At 63.7% G+C, this 22,731-nt stretch carries 28 protein-coding genes; 18 read left to right on the forward strand and 10 right to left on the reverse strand.

From position 1 onward, the window contains the following. The first annotated feature begins 85 nt into the window (after window positions 1-85). The 5 genes from NKH52_RS03430 (at window position 86) to NKH52_RS03450 (ending at window position 2,950) form a co-directional block, all read left to right on the forward strand. Window positions 86-409 carry a hypothetical protein gene (locus tag NKH52_RS03430; RefSeq protein ID WP_352728217.1) on the forward strand — a complete coding sequence of 108 codons (324 nt, stop codon included), beginning with the start codon at window positions 86-88 and terminating at the stop codon, window positions 407-409. 101 nt (window positions 410-510) lie between these two features. Further along, on the forward strand, window positions 511-1,176 hold the full coding sequence (gene msrA / locus NKH52_RS03435; RefSeq protein WP_352728216.1) for a peptide-methionine (S)-S-oxide reductase MsrA: 666 nt from the start codon (window positions 511-513) through the stop codon (window positions 1,174-1,176). Between the two features lie 208 nt (window positions 1,177-1,384). Next, complete coding sequence (locus NKH52_RS03440) at window positions 1,385-2,374, forward strand: BMP family lipoprotein (RefSeq protein WP_023812582.1); 990 nt, start codon at window positions 1,385-1,387, stop codon at window positions 2,372-2,374. 115 nt (window positions 2,375-2,489) lie between these two features. Beyond that, window positions 2,490-2,615: a hypothetical protein gene (locus NKH52_RS03445; protein WP_352728214.1), complete on the forward strand. Its 126-nt coding sequence runs from the start codon at window positions 2,490-2,492 to the stop codon at window positions 2,613-2,615. After that, window positions 2,612-2,950: a GNAT family N-acetyltransferase gene (locus tag NKH52_RS03450; RefSeq protein WP_352728212.1), complete on the forward strand. Its 339-nt coding sequence runs from the start codon at window positions 2,612-2,614 to the stop codon at window positions 2,948-2,950. Before NKH52_RS03445 ends, NKH52_RS03450 begins: the two co-directional genes overlap by 4 nt. Here the strand turns inward: NKH52_RS03450 and NKH52_RS03455 are convergent. After that, complete coding sequence (locus NKH52_RS03455; RefSeq protein WP_352728355.1) at window positions 2,945-3,352, reverse strand: hypothetical protein; 408 nt, start codon at window positions 3,350-3,352, stop codon at window positions 2,945-2,947. The two genes, NKH52_RS03450 and NKH52_RS03455, sit on opposite strands and share 6 nt — an antisense overlap. 22 nt (window positions 3,353-3,374) lie before the next feature. Then, complete coding sequence (locus NKH52_RS03460) at window positions 3,375-3,581, reverse strand: SlyX family protein (RefSeq protein WP_206517192.1); 207 nt, start codon at window positions 3,579-3,581, stop codon at window positions 3,375-3,377. 229 nt (window positions 3,582-3,810) lie between these two features. Here NKH52_RS03460 and NKH52_RS03465 point away from each other — a divergent pair, with 229 nt between their 5' ends. From NKH52_RS03465 to deoA, 6 genes are read left to right on the forward strand one after another with little or no spacing between them, the layout of a single operon-like run. Then, entirely contained in the window at window positions 3,811-5,343 is a 1,533-nt protein-coding gene (locus NKH52_RS03465; protein ID WP_352728210.1) for an ABC transporter ATP-binding protein, read from the forward strand. Next, window positions 5,340-6,479 carry an ABC transporter permease gene (locus NKH52_RS03470; RefSeq protein ID WP_023812577.1) on the forward strand — a complete coding sequence of 380 codons (1,140 nt, stop codon included), beginning with the start codon at window positions 5,340-5,342 and terminating at the stop codon, window positions 6,477-6,479. The genes NKH52_RS03465 and NKH52_RS03470 overlap by 4 nt, the downstream gene beginning before the upstream one ends. A 1-nt stretch (window position 6,480) precedes the next feature. Further along, complete coding sequence (locus NKH52_RS03475) at window positions 6,481-7,452, forward strand: ABC transporter permease (protein ID WP_224700631.1); 972 nt, start codon at window positions 6,481-6,483, stop codon at window positions 7,450-7,452. Between the two features lie 56 nt (window positions 7,453-7,508). Next, window positions 7,509-7,901 (forward strand): cytidine deaminase, encoded by a 393-nt coding sequence (gene cdd / locus NKH52_RS03480; protein WP_023812575.1) that lies wholly within the window; start codon window positions 7,509-7,511, stop codon window positions 7,899-7,901. 30 nt (window positions 7,902-7,931) lie between these two features. Further along, window positions 7,932-8,741 (forward strand): purine-nucleoside phosphorylase, encoded by an 810-nt coding sequence (locus tag NKH52_RS03485; RefSeq protein WP_352728208.1) that lies wholly within the window; start codon window positions 7,932-7,934, stop codon window positions 8,739-8,741. Beyond that, window positions 8,741-10,060: a thymidine phosphorylase gene (deoA, locus tag NKH52_RS03490; RefSeq protein ID WP_352728206.1), complete on the forward strand. Its 1,320-nt coding sequence runs from the start codon at window positions 8,741-8,743 to the stop codon at window positions 10,058-10,060. Before NKH52_RS03485 ends, deoA begins: the two co-directional genes overlap by 1 nt. A gap of 83 nt (window positions 10,061-10,143) precedes the next feature. On the opposite strand, the gene NKH52_RS03495 is transcribed toward deoA, so the two are convergent. From NKH52_RS03495 to NKH52_RS03505, 3 genes are all read right to left on the reverse strand, one after another. Next, window positions 10,144-10,707: a TIGR02281 family clan AA aspartic protease gene (locus tag NKH52_RS03495; protein ID WP_352728204.1), complete on the reverse strand. Its 564-nt coding sequence runs from the start codon at window positions 10,705-10,707 to the stop codon at window positions 10,144-10,146. 224 nt (window positions 10,708-10,931) lie between these two features. Continuing rightward, window positions 10,932-11,561, reverse strand: a complete 630-nt coding sequence (gene upp / locus NKH52_RS03500; RefSeq protein WP_023812571.1) for a uracil phosphoribosyltransferase — start codon at window positions 11,559-11,561, stop codon at window positions 10,932-10,934. 146 nt (window positions 11,562-11,707) lie between these two features. Beyond that, window positions 11,708-12,682, reverse strand: coding sequence for an adenosine deaminase (locus tag NKH52_RS03505; RefSeq protein ID WP_352728202.1), 975 nt, complete (start codon window positions 12,680-12,682; stop codon window positions 11,708-11,710). 133 nt (window positions 12,683-12,815) lie between these two features. Here NKH52_RS03505 and ubiE point away from each other — a divergent pair, with 133 nt between their 5' ends. The 5 genes from ubiE to coaBC all read left to right on the forward strand — a co-directional run bounded on the left by ubiE (window position 12,816) and on the right by coaBC (window position 17,236). Beyond that, on the forward strand, window positions 12,816-13,592 hold the full coding sequence (ubiE, locus tag NKH52_RS03510) for a bifunctional demethylmenaquinone methyltransferase/2-methoxy-6-polyprenyl-1,4-benzoquinol methylase UbiE (protein WP_352728201.1): 777 nt from the start codon (window positions 12,816-12,818) through the stop codon (window positions 13,590-13,592). Window positions 13,593-13,662: 70 nt separating this feature from the next. Further along, window positions 13,663-15,237, forward strand: coding sequence for a 2-polyprenylphenol 6-hydroxylase (ubiB, locus tag NKH52_RS03515; protein WP_352728200.1), 1,575 nt, complete (start codon window positions 13,663-13,665; stop codon window positions 15,235-15,237). 76 nt (window positions 15,238-15,313) lie between these two features. Next, window positions 15,314-15,574: a FitA-like ribbon-helix-helix domain-containing protein gene (locus NKH52_RS03520; protein ID WP_023812567.1), complete on the forward strand. Its 261-nt coding sequence runs from the start codon at window positions 15,314-15,316 to the stop codon at window positions 15,572-15,574. Continuing rightward, complete coding sequence (locus NKH52_RS03525; RefSeq protein WP_127290735.1) at window positions 15,571-15,978, forward strand: type II toxin-antitoxin system VapC family toxin; 408 nt, start codon at window positions 15,571-15,573, stop codon at window positions 15,976-15,978. The genes NKH52_RS03520 and NKH52_RS03525 overlap by 4 nt, the downstream gene beginning before the upstream one ends. A gap of 25 nt (window positions 15,979-16,003) precedes the next feature. Further along, the gene (gene coaBC, locus NKH52_RS03530; protein WP_352728198.1) at window positions 16,004-17,236 is read left to right on the forward strand and encodes a bifunctional phosphopantothenoylcysteine decarboxylase/phosphopantothenate--cysteine ligase CoaBC; all 1,233 of its coding nucleotides are present in this window, start codon (window positions 16,004-16,006) and stop codon (window positions 17,234-17,236) included. Between the two features lie 84 nt (window positions 17,237-17,320). On the opposite strand, the gene NKH52_RS03535 is transcribed toward coaBC, so the two are convergent. After that, window positions 17,321-17,899, reverse strand: a complete 579-nt coding sequence (locus NKH52_RS03535; protein ID WP_352440879.1) for an invasion associated locus B family protein — start codon at window positions 17,897-17,899, stop codon at window positions 17,321-17,323. A gap of 35 nt (window positions 17,900-17,934) precedes the next feature. Then, window positions 17,935-18,090, reverse strand: a complete 156-nt coding sequence (locus NKH52_RS03540; RefSeq protein ID WP_352966541.1) for a hypothetical protein — start codon at window positions 18,088-18,090, stop codon at window positions 17,935-17,937. 148 nt (window positions 18,091-18,238) lie between these two features. Here NKH52_RS03540 and NKH52_RS03545 point away from each other — a divergent pair, with 148 nt between their 5' ends. Further along, on the forward strand, window positions 18,239-18,547 hold the full coding sequence (locus NKH52_RS03545; protein ID WP_127270866.1) for a hypothetical protein: 309 nt from the start codon (window positions 18,239-18,241) through the stop codon (window positions 18,545-18,547). 127 nt (window positions 18,548-18,674) lie between these two features. Continuing rightward, window positions 18,675-19,151, forward strand: a complete 477-nt coding sequence (locus NKH52_RS03550) for an NUDIX hydrolase (RefSeq protein ID WP_352728194.1) — start codon at window positions 18,675-18,677, stop codon at window positions 19,149-19,151. Window positions 19,152-19,155: 4 nt separating this feature from the next. Here the strand turns inward: NKH52_RS03550 and NKH52_RS03555 are convergent, their stop codons facing one another. The 3 genes from NKH52_RS03555 to NKH52_RS03565 are packed head-to-tail and all read right to left on the reverse strand — an operon-like array spanning window position 19,156 to window position 22,727. Beyond that, window positions 19,156-20,007 carry a citryl-CoA lyase gene (locus NKH52_RS03555; protein ID WP_352728192.1) on the reverse strand — a complete coding sequence of 284 codons (852 nt, stop codon included), beginning with the start codon at window positions 20,005-20,007 and terminating at the stop codon, window positions 19,156-19,158. After that, on the reverse strand, window positions 20,004-21,188 hold the full coding sequence (locus NKH52_RS03560) for a CaiB/BaiF CoA transferase family protein (protein WP_352728190.1): 1,185 nt from the start codon (window positions 21,186-21,188) through the stop codon (window positions 20,004-20,006). The genes NKH52_RS03555 and NKH52_RS03560 overlap by 4 nt, the downstream gene beginning before the upstream one ends. A 15-nt stretch (window positions 21,189-21,203) precedes the next feature. Beyond that, a complete protein-coding gene (locus NKH52_RS03565; RefSeq protein WP_127259888.1) occupies window positions 21,204-22,727 on the reverse strand; it encodes a tripartite tricarboxylate transporter permease in 1,524 nt (507 codons plus the stop codon). Between the last annotated feature and the right edge of the window lie 4 nt (window positions 22,728-22,731).

Below are 22,731 nucleotides of genomic sequence, written 5' to 3' on the forward strand. Positions count from 1 at the left end.
CGCGTATGGCGATTGCGATCCAGCCATGCGCATTCTATCTCTGAAAGGCCCCTCGCGAGGGGGACCAGCCCGGAGGAGGGTTCTGATGTTTCGCTTCGTCTTTCGTCTTGCCGCAATGATCGCGCTGTCGATTTCCGTCATCATGGCGGTGCTCGACGCGACACGCACCGTGGCGGCCTCCGTTCTGGTGCTGACCCCGCTCAACACCAGTTGGCTGGCGGTCTCCCCCGACACGCGGGCCGCCTTCGAGACCTTCATCCGAACCAAGGCCAGCCCGCTGCTGTGGGACGGCGCCATCGCCTGGGTGCTGAACCAGCCAGGCTTCGCCGTGTTCGCGGTGCTGGCTTTCCTGCTCTATGCGATAGGCTACAGGCGGTCACCGCGTGCTGGGCAGTTCGCCGCCACCTAGAGCATCGGACCCAAAAGCGGTTGCCGGTTTTGGGAAATCCGATGCTCAAACAAAGCCGCCGTCATGCGGCTTCTTGCGTATCACCCGAAGAGGAGCCGCGCATGTTCTTTCTCAGCGACATGCTGAACAAGAAGCTCAATCTGCCGAAGCCCTCCGAGGCCCTGCCGGGCCGCGCCAAGGCGATCCCGACCGCATCCAGACACAAGGTCTTGAAAAGACCGCTCAAGGGTCCTTATCCCGAGAGGCTGCAGACGGCGATGTTCGGACTGGGCTGCTTCTGGGGTGCGGAGCGGCTGCTCTGGCAGATCGAAGGCGTCTGGGTCACCGCGGCTGGCTATGCCGGCGGCTTCACCCCCAATCCGACCTATCAGGAGACCTGCACCGGGCTTACCGGCCATGCCGAAGTGGTGCTGGTGGTCCATGACCCCGAGATCGTCTCCTATGCTGGGCTTCTGAAGCTGTTCTGGGAAAGCCACGACCCCACGCAAGGCATGCGCCAGGGCAATGATGTCGGCACCGCCTATCGGTCCGCGATCTACACGAGCGACGAGGCGCAATTGTCGGCGGCGAGCGCCTCGCGCGATGCGTATGAGACCTCGCTGCGCCGTGCCGGCCACGGCAGGATCACCACCGAGATCGCGCCCGCGGCCGAATTCTACTTCGCAGAATCCGATCACCAGCAATATCTGGCGAAGAATCCTTACGGCACGTGCAACCTCAAAGGCACTGGCGTCGCTTGCGCCATCCCTGCCGCCGCCTCCGCCTGACACTTGGCGCAAGGACAAGCTGCGGTGCGGCTTGCCCGCACCAAGCTTTTCCAAAAGGTCAAAATTCCGCGTGAATTTTGTTTCGGGCCATGCCAGATTGCCGCCGAGCGGGAGGGAGTACACTCCTGGCTGACGTCGTATGCCTGCCGGAGAACCGGGCCGGCATGCGGCGCGTAACGGAAAAAATAACCGACAGGGTGTGGATCACATGAAACGTATCGTTCTCGGCCTCCTGGCCGCAACCGCAATGGTTCTTCCGGCTTTCGCCGCGGATGTCCAGCCGGCCATCCTCTATGATCTCGGCGGCAAGTTCGACAAATCCTTCAACGAGGCTGCCTACAACGGCGCCGAAAAATTCAAGACGGAAACCGGCACGGCCTACGTCGAATTCGAGGTCTCCAATGCCTCGCAGCGTGAGCAGGCGCTGCGCCGCTTCGCCGAGGACGGCCGCAACCCGATCGTCATGGCCGGCTTTGCCTGGACGGACGCGCTGGCCAAGGTCGCCGCCGAATATCCCGACCTGAACTTCGCCATCATCGACGACCAGGTCGATCTGCCGAACGTGCGGTCGCTGAAGTTCAAGGAACAGGAGGGCTCCTACCTCGTCGGCGTCCTTGCGGCCATGGCTTCGAAGTCGAAGAAGGTCTCCTTCGTCGGCGGCATGGATATCCCGCTGATCCGCAAGTTCGAATGCGGCTATGTCGGCGGCGCCAAGTCAGCGGGCGCGACCGACGTCATCCAGAACATGACGGGTGACACGCCGGCTGCCTGGAACGATCCGGCCAAGGGCGGCGAGATCGCCAAGACGCAGATCGACCAGGGCTCCGACGTGGTCTATGCCGCGGCAGGCGGCACCGGCGTCGGCGTGCTGCAGGCGGCGGCAGATGCCGGCAAGCTCGGCATCGGCGTCGATTCCAACCAGAACGGCCTGCAGCCGGGCAAGGTGCTGACCTCGATGCTGAAGCGCGTCGACGTCGCCGTCTACACCGCCTTCATGGACGGCAAGAACGGCACCTTCAAGGGCGGAGTCGAGAATCTGGGCCTCAAGGAAGGCGGCGTCGACTACGCCATGGACGACAACAACAAGGCGCTGGTGACGGACGAGATGAAGGCGGCCGTCGAAAAGGCCAAGGCCGACATCATTGCCGGAAAGGTCGAAGTGCACGATTATACGGCTGACAACGCTTGCCCCTATTGAGCGGCACGAACACACAGCCATGATCTGCAAACCGCCGGGCGCCAGCCCGGCGGTTTTGTCTTTGCCGGATCGAGAGAAACGTTCGCTCCGTGCCGGACACCGTTTGGGGATACAGATGCAGCCGAAGATCGAACCCATGGGCGAGCACGACGTAGCAGCGGTAGCCCAACTGCGCCTGGCTGCCTTTTTCGAGGGAACCGGAAGGACCCTCGGGGAGATGCGGCAGGGCTTCGTGGCTTGATCGCCGGTGACGGCTTCGAGGCGGCATTCGTGGCCCGGATCGGCGACACCCCGGTCGGGACATGCCTGCTAGTCCGCCACGAGCTGGAGCCCGCACATGATCTGACGCCATGGCTGGCCGGGTTGGTTGTCGATGCAAGATATCGACGCCGAGGCATCGCCACCGCGCTGGTCAAGGCAACGGAAGCCCATGCGGCGTCACGCGGCGTCGAGACGCTCTATCTCTACTCATGGGATGCGCGTGATTTCTACGCGGCCCTCGGCTGGAATACCGTTGAGATAAGCGGCTCGGACGGCGAGACGATGGCGCTGATGTCGCGCCGGCCTCGCCTATAGCAGCTTCGCGACGACACAGCCCAGCGCGAACGCCACCATCAGCCCGGCGGCAACGACAACTCCGCGCCGGCCGCCAAGCGCGTGCACGCCAATGCCGTATGGTGGCCGGGACAGGCTTCGGATCACCGTGCGCGGTTTGACCTCATTGCCGCCGAGCTCGACGCTGCGCATCTGAGGTAACTCGGCTAGGCGTTGGGTAACCAGTTCCCAATGCCTGCCAGGCAGCAGGCCGCGTTTTCCGTAACGGTCGAAGAAATACATCTGCTCGGCAAGTCGCACGACCGCGTCGCGGAAGGCGGGATCGACCTCCAGGTCACGTTCGGCCCGTTCGCGGTCTTTGTCGTTCATAAGACCGAGCACATATTCGCCGGCCCGCGCGATGCGATCGTTTTCACTGACCACGGCGTGCACCTTCCCTTTTTCCTCACCAGTGCGGTGGCTTGGTTACCGGCACCTCATCTCCTGTCTGCTCCTCCAGCGCCAGGAAGCGATCCGTCAGCGCGTCGAGCTTGCGCTGCATGCGCTCGATCACTTTCCACTGCTCGGCGATCTGGCCGGACAGTTCCTCGATGATCTTCTCTTGCTCGGCGGCGCGTATTTCCAGCGTCGTCAGCCGGTCGGCGGGCGTGATCATGTGAATTCCCCAGTCTCATCGCGATGTCGTTGACCGCGATGTCTTGCGCCGTAATGCGAATTCCGGCGCCGTCATACTAGCGAATGTGAAGGCCCTGGCCACGTTGCAAATTGACAAGCGCACCGGGATTTGTCGAGAGTAAACCGGCTCCGCCAATTGGCACGGGCGGAGCGTCATGCTAGGCGTTTTGACCAAGCGATAAAAAAATAAGAGTGGGACAGGCTGCATGGCGCAAGCCGCAATCGAGTTGATCGGCATCAACAAGAGTTTTGGTGCGGTTCGCGCCAACCGGGACATCAATCTTGAGATCGGTCGCGGCACGATCCACGGCATTGTCGGCGAGAACGGAGCTGGCAAGTCGACGCTGATGTCGATCCTCTACGGCTTCTACCAGGCCGACAGCGGCGAGATCCGCGTTGGCGGCCAGCCGGCCTCGATCAAAACCCCCAATGACGCCATCGCGCTCGGCATCGGCATGGTGCATCAGCACTTTATGCTGGTCGACAATTTCACGGTGCTGGAGAACGTCATCCTCGGCGCCGAAAGCGATGCGCTGCTGAAGAAGAGCATCGCCAAGGCGCGCTCCGAACTGGAGCGGCTGGAGCGTGAATACGGGCTGGAAGTCGATCCCGATGCAATCATCGAGGAACTGCCGGTCGGCCTGCAGCAGCGGGTGGAGATCCTGAAAGCACTCTATCGCGGCGCCGAGATCCTGATCCTCGACGAGCCTACGGGCGTGCTGACACCGGCCGAGGCCGATCACCTGTTCCGCATCCTCGGGCAGTTGAAGGACCAGGGCAAGACGGTGGTGCTGATCACCCACAAATTGCGCGAGATCATGGCCATCACCGACAGCGTGTCGGTGATGCGCCAGGGCACGATGGTGGCGACGCGCGAGACCAGGAAGACGACTGTCGAGGAACTGGCCGAGCTGATGGTCGGGCGGCGCGTGCTCTTGCGGGTCGAGAAGGGCGAGGCGGCAGCCGGCGGCGTCAAGCTCGCTGTCAAGAACCTGACGGTGAAGGATACGCGCGGCGTCACCATGGTCGACGACATCTCCTTCGATATCAGGGCGGGCGAGATCGTCGGCATCGCCGGTGTCGCCGGCAACGGACAATCCGAACTGCTCGAGGCGATTTCCGGCATCAGGCGCGCAGTGTCCGGCTCGGTCATGCTCGACGGCAAGCCGATCGACCTGACCGGCGCCGCCGACCCCGGCGAACTGCGCGACCGTGGCCTCGCGCATGTGCCGGAGGACCGCCATCACGTCGGGCTGGTGCTGGCCTTCGAGGAGAACGAGAATTCGATCCTCGGCTATCACGATGATCCCCGGTATTTGAAGGGGCCGTTCCTCAACATCGATGCCATCCGCAACGATGCCAGGGACAAGATCGCCAAATACGACATCCGCCCGGCCGACTGCCGGCTGAAGACCGCCAATTTTTCCGGCGGCAACCAGCAGAAGATCGTGCTGGCGCGGGAGATGGAGCAGGACCCTGGTGTTCTGATCGTTGGTCAGCCGACACGCGGCGTCGATGTCGGCGCCATCGAATTCATCCACAAGCGCCTGATCGCCATGCGCGACCAGGGCAAGGCGGTGCTGGTGGTGTCGGTCGAGCTTGACGAGATCCGTTCGCTGTCCGACCGTATCCTGGTGATGTTTGCGGGCCGCATCGTCGGCGAACGCGGCCCCGAAGCGACCGAGGGCGAGCTCGGCCTGCTGATGGCCGGCATCGAGCACCAGGAGGCCGCGCAATGAGCGCGCCTTACGCCAAACTGCCGGCCTGGGCCGACTATGGCCTGATTCCGCTGATCAATCTGTTCGTCGCCTTCGTCGTCGCCGGCTTCGTCGTGCTTCTGGTCGGCGAGAATCCGTTGCGCGCAGCCGTCATCCTGGTCGAAGGCGCCTTCGGCAAAGGCACCGGCATCGCCTTCACCCTCTTTTATGCCACCACCTTCATCTTCACCGGGCTTTCGGTGGCGGTGGCCGCGCATTGCGGCCTGTTCAACATCGGCACCGAAGGGCAGGCCTACATCGCCGGCCTCGGCATCGCCATCGTCTGCCTGAGCTTCGACAGCACACTGCCATGGTGGCTGACCTTCCCGCTGGCGATCATTGCTGCGGCGGCGGTGGGCGCATTGTGGGCGCTCATCCCGGCCTATCTGCAGGCCAAGCGTGGCTCGCACATCGTCATCACCACCATCATGTTCAACTTCATCGCCGCCTCGATCATGGTTTACCTGCTGGTCGGCCCGTTGAAGCCAGCCGCCTCGCAAGCGCCGCAGACGCGTAACTTCCTCGCCGGCGCGGAATTGCCCAAGCTCAACTGGATCATCGAGCTGTTCGGCGCCAAGATCCGTTCGGCGCCGCTCAACGTCACCTTCCTGCTGGCCCTGGTTATGGCGTTCCTGGTCTGGCTGCTGATCTGGCGCACCAAGCTCGGCTATGAGATGCGCACCTACGGTCACAGCCCGAAGGCGGCACGCTATGCCGGCATTTCCGAAACCCGCATCATCATCACCGCCATGATGATCTCGGGCGGGCTGGCCGGCATGATGGCGCTCAATCCGGTGATGGGCGATCAGCACAATGTCGCCATCGACTTCGTTTCCGGCGCCGGCTTCGTCGGCATCGCCGTGGCGCTGATGGGCCGCCTGCACCCTGTCGGCATCGTGCTGGCGGCGATCCTGTTCGGCATGCTCTACCAGGGCGGCGCCGAGCTCGCCTTCGAGATGCCGGCAATCAGCCGCGACATGATCGTCATCATTCAAGGCTTGGTGATCCTGTTTGCCGGTGCCCTCGAGCACATGTTCCGGCCCTACATCCAGGCGCTGTTCGCCTCGTTCAGTCCGCGATCGGTGGGCATGGAAGCGGTCAAGGGGAAAGGTGCCTGAGATGGATGTGTTCAACGCGATCATCCAGACACTGGACTCCACCATCCGTCTCTCGGTGCCGCTGCTGCTTGCCTGCCTCGCCGGCCTCTATTCGGAACGCGCCGGCATCTTCGACATCGGCCTCGAAGGCAAGATGCTGGTCGGCGCCTTCGCGGGCGCGGCCGCCGCTTCCGTGTTCCATTCGGCCTTTCTCGGCCTCGGCATGGCGATCCTGATCTCGGTCGCCTTTGCCATGGTCCACGGCTTTGCCTCGATCACCCATCGCGGCAACCAGATCGTCTCCGGCGTGGCGATCAATTTCATCGCCGCCGGCTCGACCATCATCCTCGGCCAGGCCTGGTTCCAGCAGGGCGGGCGCACGCCGGCGCTGCAACCGGGCGAGCGCTTCGAGGCCATCACCTTGCCGGGCGCCGAGGCCATCCGCGACGTGCCGATCATCGGACCGATCTATGCCGAACTCCTGTCGGGCCACTCGATCCTGGTCTATCTTGCCTTCCTGATGGTGCCGTTCACCTGGTGGGTGCTGTTTCGCACCCGCTTCGGCCTGCGCCTGCGCGCGGTCGGCGAAAACCCGGCCGCCGTCGACACCGCCGGCATATCCGTCGCCTGGCTGCGCTACAGGGCGCTGATCTGCACCGGCATCCTCACCGGCATTGCCGGCGCCTACCTGTCGATGGTGCAAAATGGCGGATTCGTGAAGGACATGACCGCCGGCAAGGGCTATATCGCGCTGGCAGCCCTGATCTTCGCCAAGTGGAAGCCGGTCAACGCCATGTTCGCCTGCCTTCTGTTCGGCTTCCTGGATGCGGCGTCGATCCGCCTGCAGGGATCACCGCTGCCCATCATCGGCAAGGTGCCGGCGCAGTTCATGCAGGCGCTGCCCTACATCCTCACCGTCATCCTGCTCGCCGGCTTCATCGGCAAGGCGATCCCGCCACGCGCCGGCGGCGTGCCTTATGTCAAGGAACGTTGAGCGGCAGGTCGGCTTTGCGCCGGGTTTTGAACACGATCATCGGAGAGAACACCTGAATGTCGCATGATCTGTTCGAGGCCGCCAAGGCCGCCATGGCCAGGGCCTACGCGCCCTATTCGAAGTTTCCGGTCGGCGCTGCCTTGCGAACCGAAGACGGGCGCGTCTTTACCGGCGCCAACATCGAAGTCGCCTCCTATCCGGAAGGCTGGTGCGCCGAGACCACGGCGCTCGGCCACTACATCATGGGCGGCGGCGGCAAGATCGTGGAGATCGCCGTCATCGCCGAACGCATGGCGAAATGCTCGCCTTGCGGCGGCTGCCGGCAGCGGCTGGCCGAATTCTGCCGGCCGGAAACAAAGCTCTATCTCTGCGACAATGCAGGTGTGGCCGAGACCGTGACGATGGGCGACATGCTGCCTTACGGCTTCCGCGGCGATATTTTGAAGTGAACAACGGGCTCAAATGAACAGCTGGCAGCGATGACGGAAAAAGCCCTGGATCATCTCGTCGAAAGGCTGGACGGCCTGGCGCCGGCCACGGCACTGGTGCTCGGTTCGGGCCTCGGCGGTCTGGTCGACCAGATCGAGGGCCCGATCCACATCTCCTATGCCGACCTGCCGGGTTTTCCTGGAAGCGGTGTCACCGGGCATGCCGGCGAGGTGGTGGCGGGGCTGTTTGCCGGCGTGCCGGTGCTGATGCTGTCGGGCCGCGCCCATTACTACGAGCACGGCAACGCCGCGGCGATGCGGCCGGTGCTGGAAGTGCTGGCCGGCATCGGCATCACGAAACTGATCCTTACCAATGCCGCCGGATCGGTCGATCCGGACATGCCGCCGGGCTCGGTGATGCTGATATCCGACCACATCAATTTCTCGGGCACCAATCCGCTGATCGGCGAACCAAGCGACCGGCGTTTCGTCGGCCTGACTGAAGCCTATGATGCCGGCATCCGCCAGGCCATCGAACGGGCGGCAAATGCGACCGGCACCACCCTGCACAAGGGCGTCTATATGTGGTTCTCCGGCCCATGCTTCGAAACGCCGGCCGAGATCCGCATGGCGCGCATCATGGGCGCCAATGCGGTCGGCATGTCGACCGTACCGGAGGTCATTCTCGCCCGCTTCCTCGGACTGCGCGTCGCCGCCTGTTCGGTCATCACCAATCTGGCCGCCGGCATGACCGGGGCCGAGCTATCGCACCAGGAGACCAAGGACATGGCGCCGGTAGGCGGCGCACGGCTGGCGACGATCCTGCAGCGCGTGTTCCGCGACGGACTGCTGGAGATCTGATGCTTCCGCAGGAAATCATCCGCCGCAAGCGCGATGGCCTCAGGCTGTCGGAAGAGGAGATCGCCGGCTTCGTCGAGGGCGTGACGTCAGGCGCCGTTACCGATGGCCAGGCCGGCGCCTTCGCCATGGCGGTGTTCTTCAACGGCATGAGCCGCGACGAGGCCGTGGCGCTGACGCTGGCGATGCGCGATTCCGGCGATGTGCTCGACTGGTCGGACCTGCCCGGCCCGGTCACCGACAAGCATTCGACCGGCGGCGTCGGCGACAATGTCTCGCTGATGCTGGCGCCGATCGTCGCCGCCTGCGGCGCCTATGTGCCGATGATCTCGGGCCGTGGCCTTGGCCACACCGGCGGCACGCTGGACAAGATGGATGCCATCCCCGGCTACATCAGCCAGCCCGACGTCGCGCTGTTTCGCAAGGCGGTGCTCGAAACAGGCTGTGCCATCATCGGCCAGACCGCCGACCTCGCGCCCGCCGATCGACGGCTCTATGCGATCCGCGACGTCTCCGGCACGGTCGAATCGGTGCCGCTGATCACCGCTTCGATCTTGTCGAAGAAGCTGGCGGCCGGGCTGCAATCGCTGGTGCTCGACGTCAAGGTCGGCAACGGCGCCTTCATGGAAAAATCGCGCGACGCCACTGCACTCGCCAACAGCCTTGTTGAGATCGCCAACGGCGCCGGACTGAAGGCTTCGGCGTTGATCACCGGCATGAACGAGCCGCTGGCGTCGGCCGCCGGCAACGCCGTCGAGGTGCACAACGCCGTTGATTTCCTCACCGGCCGGTATCGCGACCGTCGGCTCGAGGACGTGACGCTGGCGCTTGCCGCCGAAATGCTGCAGTCGGCGGGACTGGTGTCGTCCAACCAGGATGGCATGCGGCGCGCCACCGAAACGCTCGCCGGCGGCCGCGCCGCCGCCACTTTCGCACGCATGGTGGCCGCGCTTGGCGGCCCCGCCGATTTTATCGAGAAACCGGAAAAATATCTGCCGGCGGCGGCGATCGAATTGGCCGTCAAGGCAACCGCAAACGGCTTCGTCACCGGCATCGCCACCCGCGATATCGGGCTCGCCGTGGTCGGCCTGGGAGGTGGACGCACGCGGCCGGACGACAAGATCGACCCCGCGGTCGGCATCACCAGGCTGTTGCCGGTCGGTGCGGAGGTTGGGATCGGCGAGCCGCTGGCGCTGGTCCATGCCCGCTCATCGGCCGATGCCGAGGCCGCCGCGGCAACCGTGCTTTCGGCCTATACGGTCGGCGCCTCGAAGCCGCCCGCCGACAAGTCGGTCATCCGGCGGATTCTGCCGCGCGGCTAAAGCAATTCCAGGAAAAGTGTGAAACGGTTTTCCCGGGAAAAGCGCATAGCGCTTTCCCTTGGGAATTGCGGAAACGAACAGCCTTACTGGACGAGCAGCAGCGTGCCGTTCTCGACCTGGTATTTGTCGAGCCGGTTGAGGAAGCTCATGCCGATCAGATTGGTGCGCAGCGCCCTGTCGTCGAGCACGATGGTCTGGACGTCATTGACCGTGATGTTGCCGATCTGCAGGCGGTCGATCATGGCCACGGCCGCCTTGATGGTGCCGTTGGCGGTGTTGACCTCGCGGTTGAAGTCGGAAGCGTTCAACGACAGGCCGATTCTGCGCGCCGTCGAAATGTTGATGGCGACCAGCGTGGCGCCGGTGTCGATCATGCCGTCGACCTGACGTCCGTTGAGCTTGAAGGCCGATGAAAAGTGTCCGCGCTCGTCTGCCGCGACGACGACCTTGCGGCCCATCGGCAGCGGTGCCGCGGGCTTGTTGGGCACCGATGCCAGATTGACGTCCGGTTGGGCTTCGGCCGCTTGTTTGCCCGGCACCGCCGACCGCAGCAGGTTTTCGACAAGTTGCGGATTGGACTGGTACACAATCGGTATCGATGCCGATGAACCGGCGAAAACGGCGAGGATGAGAAGTTTGCGCAGCATGGATCGGCCTCGCCGCATGACCCCGAAAATCGGGATCGATTTTCGGAAAGGCTCATGCGCAAAATCAAAGTGCTACAGCGTCCGTTGCGCGTCCGAAATGGACGCGCGGCGCCGTAGTGACAGCCGATCGTTAGACCCGGATGGTGTTTGCCGCTTTAACGCGCGCCAAAACCGCGCCTTTGCGTAAATATTTGGTAAATCGTACCAGGCGACTTTGCCTGATATTACTTGGTCCCGTACATGCGGTCGCCGGCGTCGCCGAGGCCCGGCATGATGTAGCCCTTCTCGTTGAGCTGGCGGTCGATCGAAGCGGTGAAGACGGGAACGTCCGGATGCGCCTTGATGAAGCGCTCGATGCCTTCGGGCGCCGCCAGCAGGCAAAGGAAACGGATGTTGGTGGCACCGCGCTCTTTCAGCTTGTCGATCGCCGCGATCGCCGAATTGGCGGTGGCCAGCATCGGATCGACGACGATCACCAGCCGGTCGGCGAGATCGCTCGGCGCCTTGAAGAAATATTCGACCGCTTCCAGCGTTTCGTGATCGCGGTAGAGACCGACATGGGCGACGCGGGCCGCCGGTACCAGGTCGAGCAGGCCTTCCAGCAAGCCGTTGCCGGCGCGCAGCACCGAGGCGAAGACCAGTTTCTTGCCCTCAAGCGTCGGCGCTTCCATCGTTTCCATCGGCGTCTCGATGGTCGTCGTCGTCAGTTCGAGGTTGCGGGTGACCTCGTAGCCGAGCAGCAGCGAGATTTCGCGCAGCAGCCGGCGAAAGCCGGCCGTCGAGGTTTCCTTCTTGCGCATGATGGTCAGCTTGTGCTGGACAAGCGGGTGGTCGACGACGGTGACGCCCTTCATGGTGTTCTCCTGATGCCTGCGCCCGAAAATGCGCGCATGGCCCTTTCGGACGCGCCGCGCTTCAAGCTGCCTCGGCAAACCCTAGCGGCAATGCGCCGGCCAAGGAACCGCTTGGCCCGCACCGACCACAGCTTTGTCGGCGGAAATCAGCGTGCCGCGCTGTTCAACCGGGCAAGAAGTGCCGTCTTTGTCTTTCTATCGACGAAAGCGGCTTCGATGGCGGTGCGGGTGACGGCGGCCAGCGCCTTTTCGTTCATCGAGAAATGCTCGGCGGCAATGTCGTATTCCCGCTTCAGCGAGGTCCAGAAATAGGGCGGATCGTCGGAATTTAGTGTCACCTTGCAGCCTGCCGCCCGCAGGGCCGGAAACGGATGATCGGCGAAACTGTCGAACACCTTGAGCGCGATGTTGGAACCGGGGCAGCATTCCAGCACGACGCCCTCGTCGGCGATGCGCCGGACGAGGTCCGGGTTCTCGATGGCGCGCACGCCATGGCCGATGCGGGACGGGCGGATGTGATCGAGCGCCGCCTGGACCGTCTCCCAGCCCGTCAGTTCGCCGGCATGGATGGTGATGCCGAGCCCCGCCTCGCGGGCGATCTCGAAAGCCCTGACATAGTCCTCCATATCGCCGATGCGCTCATCGCCGGCAACGCCGAAACCGGTGACCAGCGGATGCCCGCAGCGCGCCGCGAAGCGCGCCGCCTGCTCGATCGACTCGACGCCGACATGGCGCACGCCGGTGACGATCATGCGGCCTTCGATGCCGGTCTTGGCCTTGGCGCGGGCCATGCCTTCACCAAGCGCATCGGTATAGGCCTTGGGCGACAGGCCGGCCTTTTTCGCGTGGTCCGGCGAGGTGAACACCTCGGAATAGATGGCGCCATCGCGAGCGAGACTGGTCAGATAGTGGTCGGCCAGCCGCGCATAGTCCTCCTCGGTCCGGAACAGATCGGCGGAAAAATCATAAGCCGCCAGGAAGGAGGTGAAATCGTGCCAGACGAAGGAACCGTTCTGGATATAGGGCGAGGTGTCCTTGCCGTATTTCTGCGCTTGGCGGATGACGAGTTCGGGCGCCGCTGCCCCTTCGATGTGGCAGTGCAGTTCCGCTTTCAAAGGCATTCAATCATCCCGTCGGTCCGTCCAGGTCTCGAAACCCGCCACCTGGAAGCGCGGCTGAACACCGCGCCTTAAACAATAGCGCCCGCACCATCGATCGGCTATGGTCCCGCCGGTTTTATGACGGATCAAAAAAATGTCAGTTGAGAGAACCACGGCCGCGGGCGGCATGGAAACTTCCTATGGTTTCAAGCGTGTAGGGGCTGGCGACAAGCAGTCCCTGGTCAACGATGTTTTCCACAAGGTCGCCAACCGCTACGACCTGATGAACGATCTGATGTCGGCCGGCCTGCACCGGCTGTGGAAGGACGCCATGGTCACCTGGCTCAATCCTCCCAAAAGGATCGGCTGGCGCGTGCTGGACGTTGCCGGCGGCACCGGCGACATCGCCTTCCGCATCGTCGATGCCAGCCACGGCAATGCTCATGCCACCGTGCTCGACATCAATGGCTCGATGCTGGCTGTCGGCCGCGACCGGGCCGAAAAGAAAGGCCTGTCCGGCAACACCGATTTCGTCGAGGCCAATGCCGAGGAACTGCCCTTTGCCGACGCCACATTCGATGCCTACACCATTGCTTTCGGCATCCGCAACGTACCGCGCATAGAGGTGGCCTTGGGCGAAGCGTTTCGCGTGCTGAAGCCCGGCGGGCGCTTCCTGTGCCTGGAATTTTCCGAGGTCGAGATACCGCTGCTCGACAAGGCCTATGAAGCCTGGTCGTTCAATGCCATCCCCAAGATCGGCAAGATGGTCACTGGCGACGGCGAACCCTATTCCTATCTGGTCGAATCGATCGCCAGGTTTCCCAATCAGCAGAATTTCGCGACGATGATTTCCCGCGCCGGCTTCGACCGCGTTTCCTTCCGCAACTATTCCGGCGGTATTGCAGCACTTCATTCGGGCTGGAAGCTTTGAGGCCGGACCGCATTTCTCACAATCTACACGTGCTATGCCGGTTCAAAGAGCCGGCAGGATTGGCGCTGCCATGAGCAATGTCAGTGCAGGATTCCGGCTCGTAAGGGCCGGCTGGGTGCTGGTCCGCGAGGGTGTCGTCGCCGCCTTGCCGGGTGAGGAGCTGTCGGGCCTGCCGAAGTTCGGCTGGCGGATGGCGCGGCTGTTCACCCGCCGCCGCGCGCTGGCCTATGAGCGCAGCGACCGGCTGGCCAAGGCGGTCGTCCGGCTCGGTCCATCCTACGTCAAGCTCGGCCAGTTCCTGGCGACACGGCCCGACGTCGTCGGCAACGACATGGCGCTGGATCTCGCCATGTTGCAGGACAAGATGCACACTTTCCCCAGGGCCGAGGCCATCGCGGCCATCGAGGCTTCGCTCGGGCGCAAGGTCGGCGATCTCTATACGCACTTCGGCGATCCCGTCGCAGCCGCCTCCATCGCCCAGGTCCATGCCGCCGATGCCATGCATGACGGCGTTGCCACCAAGGTGGCGGTCAAGGTGATCCGGCCCGGCGTGCGCCGCCGTTTCTTCCAGGATCTCGAAAGCTATTTCCTCGCCGCTCGCCTGCAAGAGAAATACATCCCCTCGTCACGCCGGCTGCGGCCGGTCGAGGTCACCCAGACGCTGGCACAGACCACCAAGATCGAGATGGATCTTCGCCTCGAGGCGGCGGCTCTCTCGGAGCTCGGCGAAAGCACCAGGGATGACCCCGGCTTTCGCGTGCCGTCCGTCGATTGGGAGCGCACCGGCCGCGACGTCTTGACCATGGAGTGGGTCGACGGCGTCAAGATGAACGACATTGCCGGCCTGGAAGCCGCCGGCCACGATTTGAAGGCGATCGCAGCCAATCTCATCCAGTCGTTCCTGCGCCACACCCTGCGCGACGGCTTCTTTCATGCCGACATGCATCCGGGCAATTTGTTCGTCGAGGCAAACGGCACCATCGTTGCCGTCGATCTCGGCATTGCCGGCAGGCTCGGCAAGAAGGAGCGCCGCTTCCTCGCCGAAATTCTCTATGGCTTCATCACGCGTGACTATCTGCGTGTCGCCGAGGTCCATTTCGAGGCCGGCTATGTGCCGCGCCAGCACAATGTCGCAGCCTTCGCGCAGGCGATCCGGGCCATCGGCGAGCCGATCCATGGCCAGCCGGCCGAGACCATCTCGATGGCCAAGCTTCTGACGCTGCTGTTCGAGGTCACCGAACTCTTCGACATGGCGACGCGGCCCGAATTGATCCTGTTGCAGAAGACCATGGTGGTGGTCGAGGGCGTGGCGCGCACGCTCGACCCGGCCTTCAACATGTGGAAGACGGCCGAGCCGGTGGTCGGCGACTGGATATCAGGCAATCTTGGGCCGCGTGGCATGATTATCGATGCGCGTGACGGCGCCAGGGCGCTGCTCACGCTGGCCCGCCAGATTCCCGAGCTTGCGGCGCGCACCGACCGGCTGTCGCGCGAGATCGACCTGATGGCCGAGCACGGCCTGCGCTGCGACGAGACCACCGCCCACGCCATCGGCAAAGCCGAGGCGCGCTACAGCCGCTCCGGCCGCTGGGCACTCTGGGTCATCGCGCTGACGCTCGTCTATATCGCCTGGAAGATCATCTGAGTGCATGCAATGACAGCAATGCTGTCATTGCATGCACGCTGCTTGTTGCCTATATTAAGCGGCATGGAGCAAGACCATGAGCACGATAACAGTCCGCAACCTTGACGACAACGTGAAGCAGGTGCTCCGCGAGCGCGCCGCCGCGCGCGGCGTTTCGATGGAGCAGGAAGTGCGGGATGCCTTGCGTGAGGCGGCAATCCCAAAAACCAGGCTTGAGAATGGGGCGTGGCGACTGAAGGCTTCCCGTGACGAAATCTTGGCGCTCGGGCGGAAGCTGGAACGCCCTTTTGATCTCAAGGCGATTACTGACCATATGTGGGACGAGGGACTTCTGTGACAGTCGCGGTCGATACCTCGGCGTTGATCGCAATCCTTGGCGCGGAGCCGGATGCCGCTGCATTCGTCGACGTTTTCGGTACCTCATCTGTTGCACTGGTAAGCGCAGCGACGCTGCTGGAGGCGCATTGTGTCGCGAGCCGGTCGAGTGATGGCGTTAACGTCAACGAACTCAAACTGCTAATCGATCTTCTCGAGTTGACGGTAGTTCCTTTTGATTTAGCGCAGCTTGAAGTCGCACGGCTTGCCTACTCTCTCTATGGCCGTGGATCTCATCATCGTGCTGATCTCAACATGGGCGACTGTTTCGCTTACGCCTTGGCCAAGACGCGAAACCTGCCGCTGCTTTTCAAGGGTAATGATTTCATCCATACCGATATCGAACCGGCGCTGAAGCCGGCATGACACTGGACAGGAACTGGTCTCAGGCATGAGCCTCTCCGGCAAGCGCATCCTGCTCATCATTGGCGGCGGCATCGCCGCCTACAAGGCGCTCGATCTGATCCGCCGGCTGCGCGAGCGTGGTGCGGCGGTGCGGGTGATCATGACATCGGCGGCACAGGAATTCGTCACCACTCTGTCGGTCGGCGCGCTTTCCGCCGACCATGTCTTCACCGAGTTGTTCGACCGCCAGGACGAGCACGATGTCGGCCATATCAGGCTGTCGCGCGAGGCCGACCTTCTGGTCGTGGCGCCCGCCACCGCCGACCTGATGGCCAAGCTCGCCAACGGCCACGCCAACGATCTGGCCTCCACGGTGCTCATCGCCACGGACAAGCCGGTGTTGATGGCGCCGGCCATGAACACCAGAATGTGGGCGCATCCGGCCACCCGCCGCAATCGCGCGACGCTGCAGAAGGACCGCGTCACCTTCGTCGGTCCGGCCAGGGGTGAGATGGCCGAAAGCAATGAAGCCGGCGAAGGCCGCATGGCCGAGCCGCTGGAGATCGTCGCCGCGATCGAGGCACTGCTCGACGTCGGCCCGAAGTCGCTGTCGGGGCGCAAGATCATCGTCACCTCCGGCCCGACGCATGAGCCGATCGACCCGGTGCGCTACATCGCCAACCGTTCGTCCGGCAAGCAGGGCCATGCCATAGCGGCAGCACTGGCCAGGCTCGGCGCCGATGTGCACCTCGTCTCCGGCCCCGTCGGCATCGTCGATCCGGCTGGCGTGAAGACCATCCATGTCGAACGTGCGCAAGAGATGCGCGACGCGGTGGAACAGCTCCTGCCCGCAGACGCGGCGATATTCGTCGCCGCCGTTGCCGACTGGCGCACCGAGAACTCGGCGGGTGAGAAGATCAAGAAGGTCGCTGGCGAAGGGCCGCCGGTGCTGCGCATGGTCGAGAATCCCGACATTCTCGCCGGCGTCGGCCATCACAGCCAGCGACCCGGCCTGGTTATCGGCTTCGCCGCCGAGACGCAGGATCTCCTGCGCAACGCCGAGGCCAAACTCAAGAAAAAAGGCGCCGATCTCATCGTCGCCAACGACGTGTCGCAGGGAAGCGGCGTCGGTTCTTCGGGCGTGATGGGCGGCGATCGCAACCGGGTGCGGATCGTGTCAAAGGCTGGCGTCGAGGAATGGCCGGAGATGAGCAAGGACGATGTGGCGGCGCGGCTCGCCTCCCTGATCGCCGAAAGGCTTAAAACGATCGTCGTTTGAACTCAAAGACGTTCTGCTGCAGTGACGCACCGCCCTGCCGCGAGACGGCATTCAGGCGGCGCGCTTTAAGTCCTGCGCTCTACATCAATTGGTCAAAAGCTCGGCGGTCCGGGCAAGCGCGCCGGCGAAGCCGTTGAGCGGAATGGAGAAGCTCACCGCTTGTCCGGTGTCTGCCGCGAAAGCGTCGATCTTCAGTGTGGTGCCTGATTTCAGCAGTGGCGTGACAGTCGCATCGAACACCACCGGCACCAGACAGCCGACGACCTGGCAGGTGTTGAACGCCAGGCTGCCGTCCAGCTTCTGATCGTCGATGGTCAGGCTGACCCCCTTGGCCAGCGCCAGGCCGAACGGCAACGCAAGCGTGCCCGTGGCATCCTCGCCGGTCTTGCTCGACAGCTCGATCGCCAGCAGCCGCTGATTGCTTTGCTTGTTGAATTGCTGATGCGACAGGCTGCAGGTCTTGGCCGTGCCCGATATCTGGCAATTGACCGTCCAGTCGCCGTGGGTTTCAGACAGTGCCGACGCGCCGCCGGGCAACTGCGGCGCATCCGCGGCAGCGGGTGCCGCGACCGCCTTGTCGCTCTTGGTTTGCGCCGCCACGGCCGCCACGCCGACGGTGCAGGCAACACCCAGCATCGCCACGAAATACGCGTACTTCCTCATCAAGATCCCTCCCGCCCGGCTCCGCCTCGGGCCAGCTAGAAACTGACCTTGAGAGACGCGCTGATCGCGTTCTGTTTAATCGTTTCGCCGAAGGCGCCATTATATCTGACGGACATGCCGACGCCATTGACGCCATTCAGCTCAAGGCCGGCGCCGACCCGATAGAGCGGCGAATCGACGGCCTCCGTCAAGTGCAATGCGGGGTTGCCAGGCAGATTCTCCGCCGCCGCGAAGCGACCTTCGGCGGTGACAAGCAGATTTGGTCGACCCGCTGGCCATGGCATCGCCGCGCAAACGTCCTATATCAGTGGGCAGAGTTTTTTACGCGGGAATGAGCGAATGTCGGCACTTCGGCCATCAACGATCTTCACAGTGGCAATGCTGGCCACGGCAGTGCTGGCGGGCGTTTGCCTGCCGGCTTCCGCACAAGCGCTCAATTCCGCTACCGGCAACAATGCGCTGATCCGGCAGAACGACCTGCAAATCCTGCAAAACAGGATACAGCGGCAGCAATATCAGCAGCAACAGCAGCAGTACCGCGCCCAGGACCGCCAGATCGTTCAGCAACCGCCCCCGGTCGTGCAGCAGCTCAAGCCAAGCTGCCAGACCCAGATAATCGGCACCACCGCCGTGAGCAATTGCCGCTGACAACAAGGCCTTTTTCATTTATTTAGCCGACTTAGATATTTCGAGTGTCTTTCGGCACATGCGAAAGTTTTGGTTTTGCAACGACGCCTTGTCGCGCTATGCGGCATTGCATCGACTGGATTGACGAATGGCAGCCACCAAGAAGAAAGCCGTACGCAAGGCAAAAAAGGGCGAAAGAATCCGCCAGGTGGCGGCTATTCCTTTTCGGCTGACCGCGCGCGGCGACATCGAGGTCATGCTGGTCACGTCGCGCACCACCAGGCGCTTCATCGTCCCCAAGGGCTGGCCGATGAAGGGCAAGAGCGGGCGCAAGGCGGCCACCATCGAGGCGCAGGAGGAAGCCGGCGTACTCGGCAAGACGCTGAAGGAGCCGGCGGGCACCTATTCCTACTGGAAGCGGCTGGCCAATCGCTTTGTCCGCGTCGACGTCATCGTCTTTCTGCTCGAGGTAACGGAGGAACTGGCCGACTGGCAGGAAGCCAAACGACGCCAGCGGGCCTGGCTGGCGCCGGCCGACGCGGCCATGCTCATCGACGAGCCGGATCTTTCAACGTTGGTGAAAACGCTGAAGCTTCCTCAGCCTATGCAGGTGGACCAGGCGTAAAGCCTCACTCGCCAGGCTCATCGCTTTCGGGAAACGGCCGCACCGGCGTGCCGGTATAGGCCCACAGCCACTCGCGCGGCAGCGGCCCTTTGTTTCGCTCGGCCTGCTGCGACTGCTCCCAGGCATGCGCCAGGATGCCGACCGAGCGCGACAGCACGAAAAGCCCTCGCGTCAGCGCTGGCGGAAAACCGAGTTCGCCATAGATGACGGCGGTGGCGCCATCGATGTTGAGCGGTATTTTTCTCCCCTTGCGGCGTTCGACATCCGCTTCGATCGCTTCTGCAATGTCGGCGAAACGTCCATTGACGGCACCGCGTGCGGCAAATTCGCGGATCAGTTCCAGCAAGCGCGGCGCGCGCGGGTCGACGGGATGGAAGCGATGTCCGAGCCCCGGCACATAGCCCTTCTCCTCGGCGAAGAACCGGTCGAGCCGTGTCGAGACCGCTTCATTCAGCGTTATCCCGGCATCGATCGCCACGGCAATGTCACCATACAAGGAAAGCGCCTGCTCGCCGGCGCCTCCATGCACGTCGCCGAGAACGTTGATGGCCGAGGCCATGGCGCTGTTGATACCGACGCCGCAGGTTGCAGCCATGCGCGCGATGGCGATCGACGGCGCCTGCGGTCCGTGGTCGACGGCGGCACCGAGCGCAATGCCGAGCAGCGCGGCCTGATCCTCGCTGGGCAGTTCGCCGCGCAGCATCAGCCAGATCATTGCCGGGAAGCTGACGCGGCCGATCAGATCCTGGATCTCGTAGCCGCGCAGCCGGATGACACCCGGCCGCATTTCGATGATATCGGTCTGCCACCATTCCTCGCCGCGCTCACGGCCAGTCTTCTTCTCCGTGCCGCTCATGCCCGTGCCTTTGCCTTGGCGCGAGGCGGCAGGTCCGCGAACACCTCGCCCATATGCTCGCCGAGCACCGGTGGCGGCTTCGTCGGCAAGGGTGCCGCGCCATCGACCATGAAGCCGCCGCGCAGAACGGTCAGCGGCTTGTCCATGCCAGCCACGTCGTCAAAATTAGCGGTCACCTGGCGTTCGAGGACTTGCGGCTCGGCCAGCACTTGCGGGATCGTCAGCACCCTGCCCGCGGGCACGCCGGCGCGATTGAGCATCTCTTCCCAGGCCGCAGCCGGCGCGCCCGCCAGGGCGTGCTCGATCTCGACTTTAAGCGCCGCACGGTTGCGCTTGCGCGTCTCGCGCTCGGCAAAGCGGGCATCCAAGGCCAGTTCCGGCCGGCCGATCAGCCGGCACAGCGTCACGAACTGCTCCTGCTTGTTGGCGGCGATATTGATGAGCCCGTCGCCGGTGCGAAACGCACCGGAGGGTGCCGCCGTCATGTTCTCATTGCCCATCGGCTTGGGGTCGATGCCTGCGGTCAGATAGTTGGAAACCGGCCAGCCAAGCGCGGAAAGTGTGCATTCGAGCATCGAGACGTCGAGAAAGGCACCCTCGCCGCTCGTCTTCTGCCGCACCAGCGCCGAGCTAATGGCGAACGCGCCGACCAGTCCGCCAAGCGTGTCGGCCACGGGATAGCCGACCCGCAGCGGCGCCGTTTCCGGTGTGCCGGTGATGCTCATGATCCCCGACAGGCCCTGGATGATCTGGTCATAGGCGGGATTGTCGCGCATCGGCCCGGTCTGGCCGAAACCCGATATCGCGCAATAGACGAGGCCTGGACGGACCGTCTTCAGCGCCTCGTAGCCAAGCCCCAGCCGATCCATCACGCCCGGACGAAAATTCTCCACCAGGGCATCGGCGCTGGCCACCAAATCGAAAAAGCGCTCGCGATCGGCTTGCTTCTTGAGGTCGAGCACCACCGACCGTTTGCCGGCGTTCTGCGCCAGGAACGATGCGCCCATGCCGGCGCTGTTCAGCTTTGGCGAGCCGCCGAGCTGGCGGGCCAGGTCGCCGCCTTGCGGCGCCTCGACCTTGATCACGTCGGCGCCGAGCAGCGCCAGCTGATAGGCGCAGTAGGGACCGGCCAGCACATTGGTCAGGTCGAGGACGCGGATACCGGAAAGCAGTTCTGTCATGGCACCATGGATCGATCAGGCATCGCCGGGCACATGCTCCGGTCCGCGCCGACGCCGATGCTCGATGAAGGCCCAAATATGCGGGCCGGCGAGGCCGATGAAGGCGAGCGTCAGCAGCGTCAGCGACAGCTTGTGGGTGTAAAACACCGACCAGTCGCCATTCGAGATGGTCATCGCCCGGCGGAACTGGGTTTCGGCGAGCGGCCCAAGGATCATGCCGATAATGACAGGCGCGGTCGGGAAATCGAACCGCCGCATCAGGAAACCGGCCGCTCCCAGCAGATAGAGGATGACGAGGTCGATGGGCGACTGCGAAATACCATAGGTGCCGACCGTCGCGAACACCAGGATGCCGGCATAAAGCTGCGGCGCCGGGATTTTCAGCAGCCGCACCCACAGGCCGATCAGCGGCAGGTTGAGGATGACCAGGATGACGTTGGCGATGAACAGGCTGGCGATCAGTCCCCAGACGAGATCGCCCTGGGTCGTGAGAAGCAGCGGCCCAGGGTTGATGCCGTAGCTTTGGAAGGCCGACAGCATGATCGCCGCGGTCGCGGAGGTCGGCAGGCCAAGCGTCAGCATAGGCACCAGCACGCCGGCTGCCGAGGCATTGTTGGCGGCTTCCGGGCCGGCGACGCCTTCGATGGCGCCGACCGTGCCGAACTCCTCCTTGTGCTTCGACAGCTTCTTTTCGATGGCATAGGACAGGAAGGTCGGGATTTCGGCGCCGCCGGCCGGCATGGCGCCGATCGGGAAGCCGATCGCGGCGCCGCGCAGCCAGGGTTTCCACGAACGCCCCCACTCGGCCGCCGTCATATAGAGCGAGCCCTTCAGCGGCACGATCTCGTCTTTGCCGGCATAGCGGCGCGAGGCCATGTACAGCGTCTCGCCGACGGCAAACAGGCCAACGGCAGCGATGATGACATCGACGCCGTCGAGCAGTTCGGTCATGCCGAAGGTGAAGCGCGGCTGGCCGGTCTGCAGGTCGACACCGATCATGCCGATGACGAAGCCGGCGAACAGGCTGGTCAGGCCGCGCACCGAAGACGAGCCGAGCACCGCCGAAACGGTGATGAAGGCCAGCACCATCAGCGAGAAATATTCGGCCGGACCGAAGGCCAGCGCGAATTTGACCACCACCGGCGCCAGGAAGGCAACGCCCATCGTGCCGATCGTGCCGGCGACGAACGAGCCGATCGCCGACGTGGCGAGCGCTGCACCGCCACGGCCGGAACGCGCCATCCTGTTGCCTTCCAACGCAGTGACGATGGTGGCGCTTTCGCCGGGCGTGTTGAGCAGGATCGACGTCGTCGAACCACCATACATGGCGCCGTAGTAGATGCCGGCGAACAGGATGAAGGATGCCTCCGGCGCCACCTGATAGGTGATCGGCAAAAGCAGCGCGATGGTCAGCGCCGGCCCAAGACCGGGCAGCACGCCGATGGCGGTGCCAAGCGTGGTGCCAAGCAGGCACCACAGAAGGTTGACCGGGGTGAAGGCGACCGAGAAGCCATGTGCGAGATGTCCGAGCGTTTCCATGGCG

The organism is Mesorhizobium sp. M1066 (assembly GCF_040318635.1).
GTDB lineage: Bacteria > Pseudomonadota > Alphaproteobacteria > Rhizobiales > Rhizobiaceae > Mesorhizobium.